The organism is Candidatus Poseidoniia archaeon (assembly GCA_030748895.1).
Classification (GTDB): Archaea; Thermoplasmatota; Poseidoniia; order MGIII; family CG-Epi1; genus UBA8886.
The window spans coordinates 1-16,802 of record JASMLC010000009.1 but is presented as its reverse complement, the minus strand read 5'-3'; the positions used below and the strand labels follow the sequence as shown (position 1 = coordinate 16,802).

Here is a 16,802-nt window from a genome sequence, read left to right as displayed (position 1 = left end):
ACCGCACGGCGATTGCCCGGCGTGCGACTCTTCCTGGCGCTGGAGTGCCCCGGCTTCGACGCGCGGCCGCTGGAGCACGAGCTGGGGGCGCAGCCGGCCGGCAGCTATCACGTCACGCTGGCGTTCCTGGGTGAACGGCCTGACGCCGCCGCTGTCGTGAAAGCGGCAGCGCCCGCCTGCGCCGGCCGGCTGCCGCTGGCGCTGGAGTATCGCGGGCTCGGCGCGTTCCACTCCGCGCAGCAGGCGCGCGTGGCGTGGGTCGGCGTCCACGGCGCAGGGCTGGCGGAGCTGGCGCTGGCACTCCGTGGAGCGACCGCTTCACAGGACCGCCCCTTCGTCGGCCACGTCACGCTGGCGCGCTTCAGGCCGCCGCGCGACCTGCGCGAACTGGTGCAGTGCCACAGCGACGCCAACTGCGGCTCCGGGAGCGTCACGCGCGTGACGCTCTTCCGCTCGACGTTGCGTCGCAGCGGCGCGGTCCACGAGCCGCTGTTCCACATCGATGGCGACGGGCGCGCCGGGGCGATAACGGTTTAACGGTGAAGCAGGTCGCTTCAGTGTGTCAACCATCCGGCTCCTGACAGCGGCCAGCGGCAAGGCTGGCGAGCAGACGCTCCCGCTCGACGAACTGGCGGCCGAGCTTGAGGGAGTGCAGAGCGGCTGGCTCGACATCCTGCAACCCGGCGATGACGCGAAGGAATTCCTGCTCGAGACGATGGGATTCCACCCACTGGCAGTCGAGGACTGCTTCGCCGACCCGGTCGACCGCGCCGAGCATTACGAAGACCATCGCTTCGTCGTGCTGCGCGCCCGCGACGCCGACTCGGAGCTCGACACCGAATACCTGCTGGCGTTCCTGGCCGATAGCCTGCTGGTGACAGTGCGCCATACGGCGCTGCCGGCGATGAATCGCTTCCGCGAGCGCTACCGCTCGCACCGGCGCATGCGGCGGCTGCAACGCGGCCCCGAGTTCCTGCTCTACGAGCTGCTCGACGCGGTGGCCGACGACTGGCTGCACGTGCTGGAGGGCTACAGCCAGCGGCTCGACGACCTTGAGGACCGCGTCTTCGACCCGGCGACCGAGTATCCCGGGCTGCTCGAGGCGCTGCACGAAATGAAGCAGGACCTGCGCGAAATGTCCAAATCGGTGACGCCGCTGCAGGAGACCGTCGCGCGGCTGCTGCGGCCCGACGAGGAGTTCATTTCCGAGCCCAATTATCTATACTTCCGCGACCTGGCCGACGTGATTCACGGGCTGGTGAACCGCGTCGAGAACTACTCGGCCGGGGTTTCGTCGACCCGCGACGCCTACCTGTCGCAGGTCTCGATGCGGCTCGGCGAGTCAAACGCGCAGCTGACCGAGGTGATGACCACGCTGACGATTATCGCCACTATCATGCTGCCACTGACGCTGATTGCCGGCATCTTCGGGATGAATACCGACCAGCTACCGCTGGCGCAGGGCAACGGATTCTGGCTCATCCTGGTGCTGATGGGCGCTTTCGCGGGTAGCATGCTCTACTACTTCTGGCGTCGGGGCTGGCTCGGCCGCCAGGCATGAAGTCACTGGCCCACCCGCTGCTGTACGGGCCGCCGCTGGAGGAGCGCGCCTACCAGCGCAACGTCGCCGCCGCCTGCCTGCGCGAATCAACCCTGGCAGTGCTGCCGACCGGGCTCGGCAAGACGGTGATTGCGCTGCAGGTGATGCTCGAGCGGCTCGAGCGAGGGCGGGTGCTGATGATGGCACCCACACGCCCGCTGGCTGAGCAGCATGCCGACTTCCTGGCGAGCAGCCTGGAGGTGCGCGTCGAGCTTCTGACCGGCTCGGTTTCGCCAGCAAAGCGCGAGCCGCTCTGGCAGGCTGCGCAGGTGGTAGTGGCGACGCCGCAGGTGGTCGAGAAGGACCTGATTCGCGGCGCGGTGAAGCTGGCTGACTTCGCGCTGGTGGTCTTCGACGAGGCGCACCGTGCTGTCGGCAATTACGCCTACGTCTTCATCGCCGAGCACTACGACGAGACGGCGCGGCAGCCGCTGGTGCTGGGGATGACCGCGTCACCCGGCTCGACCCGCGCCGCGGTGGTCGAGGTGTGCAGCAACCTGCGCATCACCGCCATCGAGAAGCGCGACGACGGGGACCCCGACGTCGCACCCTACATCCAGCCGGTCCAGACGCGCTGGGTGAAGGTGCCACTGCCGGCTTCCGCGGCGCGGATTCGCAAGGACTTGCAGAAGCTGCAGGACCGGCTCTGCGGGCAGCTGCATCAGGCGGGGCTGCTGAAGCGGCCGCGCAAGGTTTCGACGACGATGCTGCTCGAAGCGGGGCGCAAGCTACAGGTGCGGCTGCGCGCGGCCGGCCGGGAGGTGCCGCGGCAAGTCTACAACCTGCTCTCGGTGCAGGCGATGGCGCTCAAGGTAGCGCACGCGCTGCTGACGGTCGAGACGCAGGGGCCGACGCAATTTCTGGACTACGCGGCACGGATGCGCAAGAGCTCGAAGAGCCGCGCCACGAAGTGGCTGCTGCAGAAGCCCGAGTGGAAGCAGGCGGTCATCGACGCCGCCCGCAGCAGCGATGAGCATCCCAAGCTGGAGCGGCTCGACGAACTGGTCGCGCAGGAGCTGGCGGCGGGCGCGGAGCGCATCATCGTCTTCGCGGAGATTCGCAACACCGCCAGCCTGATGGTCGAACGGCTCGCGAAGCTGCCGGCGGCGCGGCCGGTGCGCTTCGTCGGGCAGGGCTCTCGCGAAGGCGACCCGGGGATGACGCAGAAAGTCCAGAAGGCGACGCTCGAGCAGTTCCGCGCTGGCGATTACAACGTGCTGGTCGCGACGTCGGTCGGCGAGGAGGGGCTCGACATTCCCGCCACCGAGGCAGTCATTTTCTACGAGCCGGTGCCGTCGGCCATCCGGCTCATCCAGCGTCGCGGGCGCACCGGTCGCGACCGGCCCGGCAAGGTGTTTGTGCTGATTACCGCCGACACCCGCGACGAGGCGGCCTACTGGAGCAGCCGCAGCAAGGAAATGCAAATGCAGTCGCTCTTCGGCGGCGGCCGCATGGAAATCGAGCTGCCGTCGCGCGCGGAGCTCGGCGGCGGGTCGCCTGGCAGGGACCAGCCTTCGGTCGCGCGCGGGCAGACGCGGCTGGGGGAAGCGCCGCGGGGGAATCCGCAAGCAGCCGCTGGCGAGCAGAAGCGAGCCAGAAATGCTGCGTTGCGAAGCCTGCGACCGAAGGGAGCAGGCGCAGCAGGCGATGCGCCGGCTGCTGCGCCGCCAGCGGAGGAAGTGCGGCTGCAAGTGGACCACCGCGAGTTCCCGTCGGGAGTCGCGCGCGAGCTTGCGCAGCGCGGGATCACGGTCGCGCCGACACAGCTGCCGGTCGGCGACTACCTGATTGACGGCCGCGTCGGGGTCGAGCGCAAGACCGGCGCGGACTTCGTCGGCTCGATGCTCGACGGCTCGCTCTTCCGGCAAATCAAGGCCTTGAAGCAGCAGTTTCGCCGGCCGCTGCTGATTCTCGAGGGCGACGATCTGTACACCGCGCGCCGCGTCGAGCCGAAGGCGATTCGCGGCGCGCTCGCCGCCATCACCGGCGATTTCGGCGTTCCCATCCTGCCGTCGGCCGATACCGCCGAGACAGCCGAACTGCTGATGGCGCTGCTCGAGCGGTCGCGCCGCGAACCGGGGCCGGCGCAGCTGCGGCCTGCCGCCGGGGAGCTCTCGCCCGAGGAGCAGCAGCGGCACATTCTGGAAGGACTGCCGGGCGTGAGCGCGGTGCTGGCGCAGCGGCTGCTGCACCACTTCCGCTCGGTGGCGGCGGTCTTCACCGCAGATGCCGCGGCGCTGCGCGCGGTGGAGGGCATCGGCGCGCTCAGGGCAACCGCCATCCGCGACGCCATCGAGCGCGAGTGGGAGCCGTAACCGCTTAATCACCCCCTCTCGTGGCGCCGCCATGCGACGGCAACCGGACGAGCCACTCAAGGAGTGCACCAAGAATCAGCACGGCTATTATCGCGGCGAAAAATGCCAGTATTGCAGCGAAGCGGGCGAACTCGTACTGTCGCCTCGTAACCTCGACCAGTTCGGCCGCATCATGGCGGGCGTGCTGCGCCACTTCCCCGACCGCTTCGAGCTGGATATGGACCAGCAGGGGTGGGTTAGCGCGGAAGAATTCATCACGTCGGTGAAATTCAAGCGACAGAATCTGGGCTCGCTCACGATGGACCACCTGCGGGCGGTCGTCGAGACCGACCCCAAAGGCCGGTACCAGCTCGAGAGCGGACGGCTGCGCGCCACTTACGCGCACTCAATCGAGCTGGATCTGGACCTGCCGACCGACGGCGTGCCCGAGCACCTCTACTTCGCCTGTTCGCAGGAGGATTCCGAGGAATATCTCGAGCAGGGACTCTACCCGCTCGACCGGCAGATGGTCCACCTTTCGGGAACGCGACTCAACGCGCTCGAGGCAGGCCGCCACATCATCGGCAAGCCCGTCGTATTGCTGGTCGACGTGCGCGCTGCCGAGGAAGCTGGAAAGCCAATCATGAAGGCGGGCACGACGGTCTACGTCACCAGCGAAGTGCTGGCAAGCTGCCTGCGCAAGCTCCCCGACAGCGCTTAAACCGGACGCGACTTGCGACGCGAGGCCCCCTCCGATGAGTAGCGATAAAACACCGCGCCGCGCGCTGTTGAGCGTCAGCGACAAGACCGGGCTGGTCGAGTTCGCCGGTGCGCTCACGGAAGCGGAGTGGGAACTGGTCGCCAGCGGCGGCACCGCCGCTGCGCTACGCGATGCGGGGCTGGCGGTGACACCCGTTTCCGAAATCACCGGCTTCCCCGAAATGATGGGCGGCCGCGTCAAGACGCTCCACCCGCGCATCTTCGGCGGCATCCTGGCGCGCGAGCAGGACTTCGCCGAGGCGGCGGAGCACGACATGCCACTCTTCGGCGTCGTCGCCGTCAATCTCTATCCCTTCGCGGCAGCGGCGCGTCGTGACGCGCCGCTGCCGGAGCTGGTTGAGCAAATCGACATCGGCGGCCCGTCGCTGATTCGCGCTGCCGCGAAGAACCACGCGCGCGTCGTAGTGCTGGTCGATCCGGCCGACTACGAGCGCGTGGCCGGAGCGCTGGTGGGCGACGCGCTCTCCGCGGCGGAACGGCAGGCGCTAGCACTGAAGGCGTTCCGCCACACCGCCAGCTACGACGCGCTCATCCAGCGCACGCTCGGCGACCGCTTTGGCGATGCGGCGCAGCCGCTACCAGAGTCGCTGCACGTTTCTGGCGAGCTGGCGCTACGGCCGCGCTACGGCGAGAATCCCCACCAGCAAGCGGCGTTCTACGCCGACCCGCTGGCGGCGGGGCCGGGGCTCGGGAGCGCGGAGCAGCTACAGGGAAAGGAGTTGAGCTACAACAACCTGCTCGACCTTGACGCGGCGCTTGCGATTGCCGCCGACTTCCCGGAACCGGCGGCCGCGGTCGTCAAGCATGGCAACCCGTGCGGCGCCGCGACCGCGCCGGAACTGGCGGCCGCCTACGAATCGGCGCTGGCGGGCGACCCTGTCTCGGCCTTCGGCGGCGTCATCGGGCTGAACCGCGAAGTCGACGCGGAAACCGCGGCCGCCATCGCCGCCGCGTTCAAGGAATGCGTCATCGCGCCATCGTTCAGCGACGCGGCGCGCGAAGTGCTGGGGGCGAAGCCGAACCTGCGGCTGCTCGCGACCGGCGCGCTGGATGATTACCACCCCGCGCCGCAGCTGCGGTCGGTCGCCGGCGGCTGGCTGCTGCAGGAAGGCGACGCGAAAACTCTCGACGATGCAAATATAAAGGTCGCCAGCGACCGCGAACCAACCGACGCCGAGTGGAAAGCGCTGCGTTTCGGCTGGCGCGTCGTGAAATATGTTCGCAGCAACGCCATCGTTCTGGCGAGCAGCAGCCGCACCACCGGCGTCGGCGCCGGCCAGATGTCGCGCGTCGATTCGGTGCGCATCGCCATCGAGAAGGCAGGCGACGCAGCGCGCGGTAGCGTGATGGCGTCGGACGCCTTCTTCCCTTTCCGTGACGGTATCGAGCTTGCCGCGGCGGCCGGTGTCACGGCAGTTATCCAGCCGGGCGGCTCGATTCGCGACGACGAAGTCATCGCGGCGGCCAACGAGCAGGAGGTGGCGCTGGTGCTGACCGGCATGCGCCACTTCCGCCACTGATGCAGCAACTCGAGCTCGAATGCGAAGGCTGCGGCGAGCCGACGCTACACGACGTGCTGAAGGCACAGACCTCGCAGAAGCGCGGCTTCCACTTTCAGGGCACCGTGCGGTGCGCTGAATGTGGCGCGACGCGCCACGCCGAAATCCGGGAGTCGCCACCGCTCGAGCTGGAGCTGCGGCTCTCCGAAGGCGGCGAGACGGTGCGCGAGAAGCTGCTGGCCGAGCCGGGCGACCGGCTACAGGTCGGCGAACTGCTGTCGCACGCCCGCGGCCCGCTGGAAATTACCGCTCTGGAGCTGGGCGCCCGCCGGGGGACCGCCAGCACGCGGCGTGTCGAGCAGGCGGAGGCCAGCGAACAGCCGATAGTCTGGGCGCGGCTGGTCACGACGGTGCGCGTGCGCTTCGCGGTGCATACCGGCCACGAGACGCTCTCGCTGAAGCAGGAGCTGCCGCCCGAAACCGAACTCGCGGTCGAGATGGTGCTGCAACTCGACGGCCGCGCCGCGGTCATCGAAGCTTTGCTCCTGCGCGGCGGCCGCCGCGTCACGAAGGCGGCCGCGTGGGACCTGAAGCGCGTCACCTGCCACTGGAAGCAAGAGCGACGCGGCAAGGGCGGACGCCGCGGCGAGAGCCAGCGGCGTCCGCGCACCAACGCTGAACGCAGCAACGAGGCGCGTCGGCGGCTGGCGCGGGGCGGGGACCACGTCCGGCGCGAAGGTCGCAGGAACCGCAAGGGTTAATCCGGCGAGCGGCCGTGCGGGGACGCATGGCTGGCGAAGACGAAGACGTGCTGCTCGAAATCGACCGCATCCTGGCGGGCGAGGACGAGGAGCCGGAGGCGACGGAAGCGGAGACGGAGACCGACGGCGGCGAGGCGGAAGCCGGGGAGGATGACGGCGGCGAAGCGCCCATCGCAGACTTTGATTTCGGTGGGAATGTTGAGGAAACTGACGAAACCGAAGATGAACCTGTCTCCACCCAGAATCGCATTAACAAAACTGAACTGATTTCAATCCTGTTTTCGCGCAAGACCAAACTGCATTTTTTCCTGCTGGTCGCATTGCTGGGTGTCTTCTTCGTCCTCAGCCTGTCCAGCGGTGACTGGGCTGTTGACCTGCTGCTCCTGCTCGGTTATGGTGCTTCCGGCGGTTACCTGCTTACTGGCATCCTGACACACTTTGGAGGAGTCAGGGAACTGACCCGCAGTGACCATCCCACCAGCCTGTTACTACCGGTGCTACTATCAATCCTCATTGCAGGAATTCTATGGTCAATTATCGGCAATGCAGACTACGGCGATAACCTCCGGAATGGGCTTCGCTTCGGGCTGATTATCATTTTCATCATCTGGCAGTTTGCACAGGCATGGTGGATGCGCGTGCCGTTCCGGGAATACGCGTTGCGCCGTGTTGAACGAAAAGATGGTGATGTGGGACGAGGCGGAATGCTGGTCTATGCCGCCCCGATTTTCTGGATGCTGGCTGGCTACATGGTATTCTATCTCATGGCCAGAAACTATGAGCCTTTCGCGGAGGATTTCAACATCCTGTTCCAGTTTTTCTGGTTTGCAATGATGATTTCACTGACTCTCCTGACCCTGTTTTTCCTGCGGAGGTTGCAGCGTGATGTCAGCGATGCCGAAGCGAATACCTTCGCTGGGTGGTTCGCGGTGGGTTACTGGGGCTTTCTCGCTTACCATGCAGGGGTGCTGCTCTACTCGAGTTCGCAAGAGCCTAGCTTCGTCCTGGACCTCGTGTTCATGTTCGTTACAATCGTCGTCGCGATTTACTCGCTTTCAGTACAGGTCCTGCGGACCGAGTCACGCCGCAGCCACCTGAGCCAGACGTCCCACTACATTGGCGAGGCTGAGGGGATGATTAACCGGCATAACGTAATCTTCATCGCCATTTCTTTCACGATTGCCTACGGCGCGAGCAATTTCTTCCTGACCGCTGGTGACCGGCCTCTGGTGGACGACCCGCGGTCAATCGGCTTCGTGTCACACTTCATCGTGCTGCTGAGTGGGGTGTTCGTGATGCTGCTTGCCAATTACAACTTCCTTACCGGGCGCGAACTCCTGAAAAAGGGATTCTTCGAGGCGCTGCGCGGACAGTGAGCGTTATTAGCGCGGCGCGCATCGGTGGCGCATGAGTCCGGACGCGACGGAGCTGCAGCAGTCGGTCATGCGCACCATCAGTGCGCTCGGCAAGTTCATGACCGGCAAGGCGGCGCGCGACCCCGAACTGGCGCCGCACGCCTATCTCGCTTACCTGCTGGGGTGGACTGCGATTGTGGGATTCTTCGTGCTCTTCATCTTCCCGCACCTGCCGCAGGCGATCGGGCTGGGGCTGATTACACTGCTGATTATCGCCTTCGTGCTGGCCATCGTCCTGTTCAACCGCTGGAACGTCTTCGCCGACTAGGCGCTCGGCGGGCGAAGTTTGCGAGAGCTACGCTCTCGTCTGAAAAGGCTTATAATGGAGGCTGGGTGCCGCCCACTTCCCGATGACTACCGTCAACGACGTCCCCGGACAGAAGCTGGTCAGCAAGCTGGCGCAGGCGCTGAAAGGCGAGAAGGCGTTGCAGCCGCCCGAATGGGCGCCCTTCGCCAAGACCGCGGCGCACCGCGAGAAGGCGCCCGAGCAGCCGGACTGGTGGCATCACCGTGCGGCGTCGGTATTGCGCAAGCTCTACTTGCGCGGCCCGCTCGGAACCGAGCGGCTGGCGCGGCTCTACTCGGGACCAGTTGACCGCGGGAGCAAGCCCAACCGCTCGCACCCCGGCAGCCGCAAGGTCCTGCGACTGATGATGCAGCAGCTGGAGACGGCGGAGCTGGTCGAGCGCTCGTCGAAGGGACGCCGGGTTGCGCCCCGCGGACAGTCGCTGCTTGACAACACCGCACACGCGCTGCGCCCCGAGGTTAACGCCGCCTTCGAGCGGCTGGAGCGCTACTGATGGAGGACCGCGAACTCGAGGAGCTGCGACAGCGACGGCTGCAGGAAATGCAGGCGCAGGCTGAACAGCAACTGGCGCGGGAGCAGGAGCAGCTCACCCACAAAGCACAGGTTCAGGGCGCACTGCGACAGCTGATGAGCGCCGAGGCGAAGGAGCGGCTGGCGCAGGTGCGCGTCGCCCGCCCCGGGACCGCCGCCGCCGTCGAGCAGCAGCTGCTGGAGCTGGCGAGCGAGGGGAAGCTGACGGGACCAATTGATGACGCTACACTACAGCAGATGCTGGCGCAGTTTTCGCGCAAGCGCGAGACGACGGTCGAAATCCGGGGGTATCGCGATGTCTAGTCGCAAGCCCTACGCAAAGAAGCTGCGGCTCAACAAGCTGGTGAAGCGCAACCGACGCGTTCCCGCATGGGTGATGCAGCGCACCAACCGCCGCTTCACTTCGCATCCCAAGCGGCACTTCTGGCGCCGTGGGAGACTCCACCGCTAATGGCCGACGACGAGCTGCAGCTGGAGCGCATCTACACCATTCCGCTGCGCAAGCTCTACCGCGTGCCGCGCACGCGCCGCGCGCCGGTGGCGATGCGTATAGTCGAGGATTTTCTGGTACGGCACATGAAGCCCGAGCGCGATGGCGTCGCGGTGCGCACCGCCGCCGAAGCTCGCAAGGGCAAGTCCGAGGACCGGGCGCTCTTCATCGACCCGCCGGTCAACGAGGCTATCTGGGCGCGCGGTATCGAGAAGCCGCCGTCACGCATCCGGGTACGGGCGCTGAAGTTCGAGGACGGCAGCGTCGTCGTGCATCTCGCCGAGTAGATGACGCTCCTACGGCAGGACCTTTTCAATTCCCCCTACGTCGGCGTATTCTGCGCCGTCTCTGATGCGCTGGCACTACTGCCGCCCGGCATCCCGGCCGACGACCGCGAAGCCATCTCGGAAGCGCTGGGCGCGCCGGTCATCGAGGCGACCGTTGGCGGTAGCCGCGTGCTCGGGACGCTCGTAACCCTGAACTCGCAGGGGCTACTGGTCTCCAACCTAGCGACCGATCGCGAGCGCAATGCGCTCGCGGCCGCCGCTGAAAGGCACGGACTGAAATTCGGTGTGCTTGAGGAGCGCGCCAACGCCGCCGGCAATAACTTGCTTGTCAGCAACTCCGGCGGCGTCTGCAGCCCGCGGCTCTCGCCGGCGGCACGCGAAGCGGCCGGGGCGGTGCTGGGGGTCGAGCTGCGGCCGCAAACGCTGGGCGAAATGGAGAACGTTGGGATGCTCGCCTGTGTTACACCGCACGGCGGCGTCTGCCATCCCGAAATCCCCGACGAGGAGCGGCAGGCGCTCGGCCAGCGGCTCGGCGTGGAAATCATGGAGTGCACCGCCAACTTCGGGATGCCGCTCATCGGGGCCGGGGTCGTGGCCACCGCGACGGGGGCGGTCTGCGGCCGCGCCAGCACCGGTATCGAGATGGGACGACTCGAAGAAGCGCTACAACTCTTCTGATACACTTATAATGCAGAGAGCATTCGCGCACCGATGGCGTCGGAGCTCGACCGGCTGATGCAGCGCGTAGCGCTGGGCGTGGCGGTGCTGACGCTGACCGGCATGGGCTACGGCGAATTGAGCTACGGCGGCCCGACCGGCGACGTCCCCGACGCCGGCGAACTCGCCGGCTGGCCGGTGCTGCCGCCCTTCGAGGACCACATCACCGATACCGTCTACGCTCCCGGCGGGGGCATTTATCGCGGGCCGGCGACAACCAACAACCACGACTTCCCCGTCGAGCAGTACGCAACCGGCGCAATCATCGAGCTTAAGGGCGACGGTACGGGCGACCTGGACCTGGCGATTTACGGCACCGAAGGGCAGGAGTGCGGCTCATCGGGCAACCCGGGCGACGAGGAGAAGGTGACCATGACCTTCCGCGACTTCGCCGCCTGCGGCACCGGCGATTATACGGCAGAGGTGACGAACTTCGGCTCGGCACCCAACAGCTACGACCTGTTCATCACCGTGCTCTACGAAGGCGCTGCGGCCGCCGGCTGAAGCGTTTTCAGGGCGAAATCCCGGACGGCCTCGCTCGCACGCGCGCGGGCAGTGCGGAGCACTGCCCGCCCGTCCCCCTTTTAACCGGCCTGCGCTGGCCCCCCGGCATCGTCGGGAGAGGCTATTTTGGCAGAGACTGAAAGCGGTACAGTGCTGGAGTGCAATATCGAGACCGAGATGCGCAAGTCGTACCTTGAATACGCCATGTCGGTCATCGTTGGCCGCGCCCTGCCCGATGCACGGGACGGGCTGAAGCCGGTCCACCGGCGGGTGCTCTTCGCAATGCGCGAAATGGGCTCGGGGCCACGCTCGCCCTACAAGAAATCAGCGCGCATCGTCGGCGACACGATGGGGAAATACCATCCCCACGGCGACCAGGCCATCTACGACACAATGGTGCGCATGGCGCAGGATTTCTCGTTGCGCTACCCGCTGGTTGACGGGCAGGGTAATTTCGGCTCGGTCGACGGCGACCGCGCCGCAGCGATGCGCTACACCGAGTCGCGGCTGGCGCCCATCGCGGAAACCGTATTGCGCGATATTGACGAGGATACGGTCGACTTTGTCAACAACTACGACGGTTCGCTACAGGAGCCGTCCGTGCTGCCGGGAGTCCTGCCGGGGCTGCTGGTCAATGGCTCGGCCGGCATCGCGGTCGGGATGGCGACCAACATGCCGCCGCACAACCTTGCGGAGGTCGTGGAGGCATTGCTACTGCAACTGGCCGACCCCGGAGTATCGCTGGCGCGCATCATGGAGGTGCTACCGGGACCGGATTTCCCAACCGGCGGAACCATCATGGGGCGGCAGGGCATCTACAACGCTTTCTCGAAGGGGCAAGGGCAAATCAAGCTGCGCGGTCGCGTAGCCCACGAAGAGGCGGGCAAGCAGCAGCGACTGATTATCAGCGAAATTCCCTACGGACTACAGAAGAACCGGCTACTCGAGGAAATCTCGAAGCTGGTGCGCGACAAGAAGGTCGCCGGCATCCGCGACCTGCGCGACGAGTCGGACCGGCGCGGGATGCGCGTCGTGGTCGAGCTGAAGCAGGATGCGTCGCCGCAAATCGTCGAGAACCTGCTTTTCAAGCACTCGGCGCTCGAGAGCAGCTTCGCCGTAAACGCCGTAGCGCTGGTGAAAGGGCAGCCGGTGCGGCTGGCGCTGCCGCAGCTACTCGCAGTCTACCTTGAGCACCGGCGCGAAGTGGTCGAGCGGCGCAGCCGCTTCCGACTCAGGAAAGCGCAGGAACGGGCGCATATCGTCGAGGGGCTGCTGCTCGCGATTTCGCAGCTCGACGCGATTATCGATTTCATCCGCAAGGCTGACGGGCGCGACGCGGTCGTCGCGGGGCTGCAAACGCAGTTCAACCTGAGCGAGCCGCAGGCGAAGGCGATTGCCGAGATGCGGCTCTACCAGCTTTCGCGGCAGGACGCCGACGCCCGGCGCAACGAACTGGCGGAGCTCAAGGCGACCATCACCGACCTGCAGGACGTGCTGGCGCGGACCGAACGGGTGAGCGAAATCATCCGCGGCGAACTGCTCGAGCTGAAGGAGAAATACGGCGACGAGCGGCGCACCGAGATTTCCGACTGGGAAGGCAACATCGATACTGAAGATTTGATACCGCGCTCGCAGGTAGTCGTAATGCGAACGCAGGAGGGCTACATCAAGCGCGTCGAGCTGGACGAGTACCGCGCGCAGCGGCGTGGCGGCAAGGGGCGCATCGGCATCAAGGCCAAGGAGGGTGACACGCCGGTCGAAATCTACTCGCTCGGCTCGCACGACCATGTCCTGTTCTTCACCAGCGACGGCTCGATGTACTTCCTGAAGGCGTGGCAGGTTCCCGACGTCTCGCGCTACGCCAAGGGCACTCCGCTGGTACAGCTGCTCGAGAAGCTGGACGAGAAGCGGCACGAATCGAACGAGAAGGTGCTGCGGATGCTGCCGGTCGCCAATCTGGAGGCCGAAGGCCACTACCTGGTGCTGGCGACGCGTAACGGCATCGTCAAGCGCACGCGACTCGAGGAATTCACGCAGCGCATCGCGCGCGGCTGGAAGGTCGACCAGGGCTTCCGCGCCATCACGCTCAAGGAGGGCGACGAGCTGATTGACGTCGCCATCTCGGATGGCTCAAGCCAGGTGATGTTCGCCACCCGCAACGGGATGGCAAACCGCGCCAGCGAAGGCGAAATCCGCGTCGTTGGCCGCGGAGGGCAGGGGGTCATCGGCATCCGGCTCAAGGAGGGCGATTCGGTCATCAGCATGGCGCTGGTCGACGATGAAGGAACACTCCTGACAATTACCGAACTCGGCTACGGCAAGCGCGCCAGCGTCGCCAACTACCGGCTCACGAAGCGCGGCGCACGCGGCGTCCTGAACCTGAAGCCAGACGCGAAGAGCGGGGATGTCATCGCCTGCCTGCCAGTAGGGGACGCGCAACAACTGCTCGCAACCACCAGCAGCGGCAAGGTCATCCGCACCGAGATAGAGACAATCCGTGAAATCAAGCGTATCGGCCGCGGCGTCAAGGTTATGTCGCTCGAGAAGGGCGAAAAGGTAGTCGCGGTGGCACTGCACACCGAAGTCGAGAGCGACGACGAGGAGTCGGCCGCCGCGGACGAGCAGGTGCCGTCCGGGCTCTGCCCCGAGTGCCGCTCGGGCCGCCTGAAACCGGACGGCGACAAGCTGATTTGCGGCACCTGCGGGCTGATTATCGATGCCTGAAAAACCGATCCGCGACTTTACCGCTAGCCCCGAAACGACGCTGGCGGAGCTGCTCGAGCGGTTCGGCGCGACAGGCGGCTTCACCGCCGCCAAGCTGGCGACTGCCGCCGGCATCATGCGCCGCATGCACGACGCCGATTGCACCGTCTTCCTGAGCTTCCCGGCCGACATCATGGCGACCGGGACGCGCGGCGTGCTGCGGCAGCTGGTCGCCGACGGCTTCGCAGACGTAGTCGTGACCACCTGCGGGACGCTCGACCACGACATCGCGCGCACGCGCGCCGACTACTACCACGGCGATTTCGCGCTGGACGACGCCGCGCTCCGTGAGCGCGGCGTCAACCGGCTCGGGAACGTGCTGGTGCCTGACGATTCTTACGGAATTCCCATCGAGAAATGGATGCAACCATTTCTCGACGACCTGTATAAAAAACAGAAACGGTGGACACCATGGGAAATCTGGCGTGAAATGGGCGAGCGGCTGGCGCAGGAAGAGAGGGGGGGCGAGTCGCTTCTGGCCGCCTGCGCGGCACGCGGCGTGCCGGTCTTCGTCCCCGGCTTCAGCGATGGTGCGGTCGGTTCGCAACTGTGGCAGTTCTGGCAGTCGCAGCGCGACTTCACCCCCGACACGCTAGCGGACGAGCACGCGCTTTCAGACATCGTTCACGACGCGCCCGCCACGGGCGCGCTGATGATTGGCGGCGGCATTTCGAAGCACCACGTCATCTGGTGGAACCAGTTCCGCGACGGACTCGACTATGCCGTGCAAATTACCACCGCCCCCGAGTGGGACGGCTCGCTCTCCGGCGCGCGCGTCCGCGAAGCGGTCTCGTGGGGCAAGGTGAAGCCAGAGGCGCGACGCGTCACGGTCGAGGGCGACGCGACAGTGCTGCTGCCATTGCTGGCGGGGGCGCTAGACTAAAGCCATGGCGCGCTCCCCAAGCATGGCGCGCGCTATCGTCCGCGGGGTTCCCGACTCCTTCGAGCAGGCGACTGCGCACTATTTCGGCAGCGGCCCGACCGACGTGGCGGAAGCGCGACGGCAGCACGCCGCGTACGTCGCTGCGCTGCGTGGCTTCGGCGTTACCGTCACCGAACTGGCGGCCGACGATGAATATCCAGACTGCATCTTTGTCGAGGACCATGCGGTGGTCCATGACGGCCGCGCGCTGCTGACCCGTTCCGGGCTGGCGTCGCGCCGCGGCGAGCAGCCGCCGGTCGCCGCGGCGCTGGGTGCAGCGCTGGAACTGGTCGAGATGGAGCCACCCGCCGTGCTCGACGGCGGCGACGTGCTGCGGGTCGGCGACTGCTACCTTGTCGGGATTTCGACCCGCACCACCCGCGCCGGCGCGCAGGCGCTGCGCGATTTCGTCGCGCCGCTACCGGTGCACGAAGTGGCGATTCCCGACGACCAGCTGCACCTGAAATCTATCTGCACGTCGCCCGGGGAAGGATTGCTACTGGTGCCCGACCACGCGCTGCGCGACGGGGAGCTCGAGCGCTGCGCCGAGGTCCTGCGCGTCCCCGCTGCCGAGGCCTACGGCTGCAACGTCATCGCGTTCGGCGAGAAGCTGCTGCTGCCGGATGGCTATCCGGCGACGCATGCGCTGCTCGCGAAGCGCGGCTTCCAGCTGCACCCGCTCGAGATGTCGCAAATCCGCGCCGCCGACGGCTCGCCCACCTGTCTCTCGGTCTTCTACTAAACGCACACGACTCTGGTTTCGGCCAGCAGGTCGCCGATGCGCTGCCGGCGCGGCTGGGCCAGCAGCAGGAGCGTGTCAGCGAGCAGGAACAGCAGGCCGAAAGTCGGGACCTGCCAGCCCAGCCGGGCAAAGTTTCGGATGAACGCCTGACGGTAGCCCACGTTGCCGCCGTCGGCCCGGACGACGCGTATCTTCAGGAGCCGCTTGCCGAACGTACCGCCACTCCTGGCTTCCTGCCATGCCAGCCCCGAGTCAAGCACCAGCCCCGCCACCTCGGCAATCGCCAGCAAGTGTGCTTCGGGAATATCCAGCCCGAAAACCAGCAGCACCACGAACAGTACCAGCGCTTGCGCCAGCAGTAGCAGCGTCGCATCGACCAGGAACGCGAGCAGTCGCTGGAGGAACGTCGCGGATTGCACTCGTCAGCGCGGCTCTTCCGAGTCGCGCCGCGACTTGTAGACCGCCCATTCGGTATCGCTGACGCGGTCGTCGCCGTCGATGTCCAGCTGCGGCCCGCTGCCGCCGCCGCCCTGACCGCGTCGCGAGGCGACGACGATGGCGACGATGGCGATGATTATCACGAGGCAGATGCCGCCGCAGATGAGCATTCCCTGCTGCACCAAATCCTCAATCCAGGAGAGCAGTTCGGCCAAATCTAATTCCCAGTCGAGGATGAAAAGGTCGTAGGTGAGGCTGCCGTTCGGGACCGTGTCGTTCCACGGTACATCGGCGTTGTCGATGACCAGTACCATTTCCTGATCGCTGGGGAAAGTGATGTTGATGGCGAGCGTCGAGACGTCGAGCCATTCGCGGTAGGGCTGGAATTCCTCGCTGGCGTTGCCGAGGTCACCCCTCAGTTCACCCCAGTAGACGTCGTAACGCAGCAGGAAGATGTCGGCGCGGCCGCTGCCGTTGATGCTGAAGGTGAATTCGGCCCAGTACTCGTCGCCGCCCGACAGGGCGTGATACTGGTAGACGCCTTCTTCCACGGCAATGCCGCGGTAGTCGCGCTCGCGCGGGAGGAACTTGAACGTCGGGCCGTCAGCCGCTGCGAGCGGTAGCAGCAGCGCGACCGCCAGCACGACGAGCAAGGCGGTCGCGCCCCGAATGCGGTTGTCGGTCCCCTGCCCGACCATGCCGTCGACTGCGGCGACCGATATTTAAGCCCAATTCAACGGCCGCCGCCCCAC

19 protein-coding genes are annotated in these 16,802 nt (G+C 66.3%); 17 read left to right on the top strand and 2 right to left on the bottom strand.

Annotated elements, in window-relative coordinates; translation table 11 throughout:
- Nucleotides 1-21 precede the first annotated feature (21 nt).
- The 17 genes from thpR to QGG57_04795 all read left to right on the top strand — a co-directional run bounded on the left by thpR (nucleotide 22) and on the right by QGG57_04795 (nucleotide 15,612).
- On the top strand, nucleotides 22-537 hold the full coding sequence (gene thpR / locus QGG57_04875; GenBank protein ID MDP7007501.1) for an RNA 2',3'-cyclic phosphodiesterase: 516 nt from the start codon (nucleotides 22-24) through the stop codon (nucleotides 535-537).
- Between the two features lie 22 nt (nucleotides 538-559).
- The gene (gene corA / locus QGG57_04870) at nucleotides 560-1,561 is read left to right on the top strand and encodes a magnesium/cobalt transporter CorA (protein ID MDP7007500.1); all 1,002 of its coding nucleotides are present in this window, start codon (nucleotides 560-562) and stop codon (nucleotides 1,559-1,561) included.
- A complete protein-coding gene (locus QGG57_04865) occupies nucleotides 1,558-3,915 on the top strand; it encodes a DEAD/DEAH box helicase (protein ID MDP7007499.1) in 2,358 nt (785 codons plus the stop codon). Before corA ends, QGG57_04865 begins: the two co-directional genes overlap by 4 nt.
- Before the next feature lie 31 nt (nucleotides 3,916-3,946).
- Complete coding sequence (locus tag QGG57_04860) at nucleotides 3,947-4,615, top strand: RNA 2'-phosphotransferase (protein MDP7007498.1); 669 nt, start codon at nucleotides 3,947-3,949, stop codon at nucleotides 4,613-4,615.
- 34 nt (nucleotides 4,616-4,649) lie between these two features.
- A complete protein-coding gene (gene purH / locus QGG57_04855; protein ID MDP7007497.1) occupies nucleotides 4,650-6,194 on the top strand; it encodes a bifunctional phosphoribosylaminoimidazolecarboxamide formyltransferase/IMP cyclohydrolase in 1,545 nt (514 codons plus the stop codon).
- Nucleotides 6,194-6,934: an HVO_0476 family zinc finger protein gene (locus QGG57_04850; GenBank protein MDP7007496.1), complete on the top strand. Its 741-nt coding sequence runs from the start codon at nucleotides 6,194-6,196 to the stop codon at nucleotides 6,932-6,934. Before purH ends, QGG57_04850 begins: the two co-directional genes overlap by 1 nt.
- Nucleotides 6,935-6,960: 26 nt before the next feature.
- Nucleotides 6,961-8,310: a hypothetical protein gene (locus tag QGG57_04845; GenBank protein ID MDP7007495.1), complete on the top strand. Its 1,350-nt coding sequence runs from the start codon at nucleotides 6,961-6,963 to the stop codon at nucleotides 8,308-8,310.
- A 31-nt stretch (nucleotides 8,311-8,341) separates the two neighbouring features.
- On the top strand, nucleotides 8,342-8,617 hold the full coding sequence (locus QGG57_04840; protein ID MDP7007494.1) for a hypothetical protein: 276 nt from the start codon (nucleotides 8,342-8,344) through the stop codon (nucleotides 8,615-8,617).
- 82 nt (nucleotides 8,618-8,699) lie between these two features.
- The gene (locus QGG57_04835) at nucleotides 8,700-9,149 is read left to right on the top strand and encodes a 30S ribosomal protein S19e (GenBank protein MDP7007493.1); all 450 of its coding nucleotides are present in this window, start codon (nucleotides 8,700-8,702) and stop codon (nucleotides 9,147-9,149) included.
- Nucleotides 9,149-9,490 (top strand): DNA-binding protein, encoded by a 342-nt coding sequence (locus tag QGG57_04830; GenBank protein MDP7007492.1) that lies wholly within the window; start codon nucleotides 9,149-9,151, stop codon nucleotides 9,488-9,490. Before QGG57_04835 ends, QGG57_04830 begins: the two co-directional genes overlap by 1 nt.
- Nucleotides 9,483-9,638 carry a 50S ribosomal protein L39e gene (locus QGG57_04825; GenBank protein ID MDP7007491.1) on the top strand — a complete coding sequence of 52 codons (156 nt, stop codon included), beginning with the start codon at nucleotides 9,483-9,485 and terminating at the stop codon, nucleotides 9,636-9,638. Before QGG57_04830 ends, QGG57_04825 begins: the two co-directional genes overlap by 8 nt.
- Nucleotides 9,638-9,964 carry a 50S ribosomal protein L31e gene (locus tag QGG57_04820; protein MDP7007490.1) on the top strand — a complete coding sequence of 109 codons (327 nt, stop codon included), beginning with the start codon at nucleotides 9,638-9,640 and terminating at the stop codon, nucleotides 9,962-9,964. The genes QGG57_04825 and QGG57_04820 overlap by 1 nt, the downstream gene beginning before the upstream one ends.
- Nucleotides 9,965-10,642 (top strand): translation initiation factor IF-6, encoded by a 678-nt coding sequence (locus QGG57_04815; GenBank protein ID MDP7007489.1) that lies wholly within the window; start codon nucleotides 9,965-9,967, stop codon nucleotides 10,640-10,642.
- 33 nt (nucleotides 10,643-10,675) lie between these two features.
- On the top strand, nucleotides 10,676-11,185 hold the full coding sequence (locus tag QGG57_04810) for a hypothetical protein (protein MDP7007488.1): 510 nt from the start codon (nucleotides 10,676-10,678) through the stop codon (nucleotides 11,183-11,185).
- 126 nt (nucleotides 11,186-11,311) lie between these two features.
- Complete coding sequence (gene gyrA / locus QGG57_04805) at nucleotides 11,312-13,909, top strand: DNA gyrase subunit A (GenBank protein ID MDP7007487.1); 2,598 nt, start codon at nucleotides 11,312-11,314, stop codon at nucleotides 13,907-13,909.
- Entirely contained in the window at nucleotides 13,902-14,831 is a 930-nt protein-coding gene (locus QGG57_04800; GenBank protein ID MDP7007486.1) for a deoxyhypusine synthase, read from the top strand. Before gyrA ends, QGG57_04800 begins: the two co-directional genes overlap by 8 nt.
- 4 nt (nucleotides 14,832-14,835) lie before the next feature.
- Complete coding sequence (locus tag QGG57_04795; protein ID MDP7007485.1) at nucleotides 14,836-15,612, top strand: hypothetical protein; 777 nt, start codon at nucleotides 14,836-14,838, stop codon at nucleotides 15,610-15,612.
- On the opposite strand, the gene QGG57_04790 is transcribed toward QGG57_04795, so the two are convergent.
- On the bottom strand, nucleotides 15,609-16,031 hold the full coding sequence (locus QGG57_04790) for an RDD family protein (GenBank protein MDP7007484.1): 423 nt from the start codon (nucleotides 16,029-16,031) through the stop codon (nucleotides 15,609-15,611). The two genes, QGG57_04795 and QGG57_04790, sit on opposite strands and share 4 nt — an antisense overlap.
- 3 nt (nucleotides 16,032-16,034) lie before the next feature.
- A complete protein-coding gene (locus QGG57_04785) occupies nucleotides 16,035-16,748 on the bottom strand; it encodes a hypothetical protein (protein ID MDP7007483.1) in 714 nt (237 codons plus the stop codon).
- Nucleotides 16,749-16,802 lie beyond the last annotated feature (54 nt).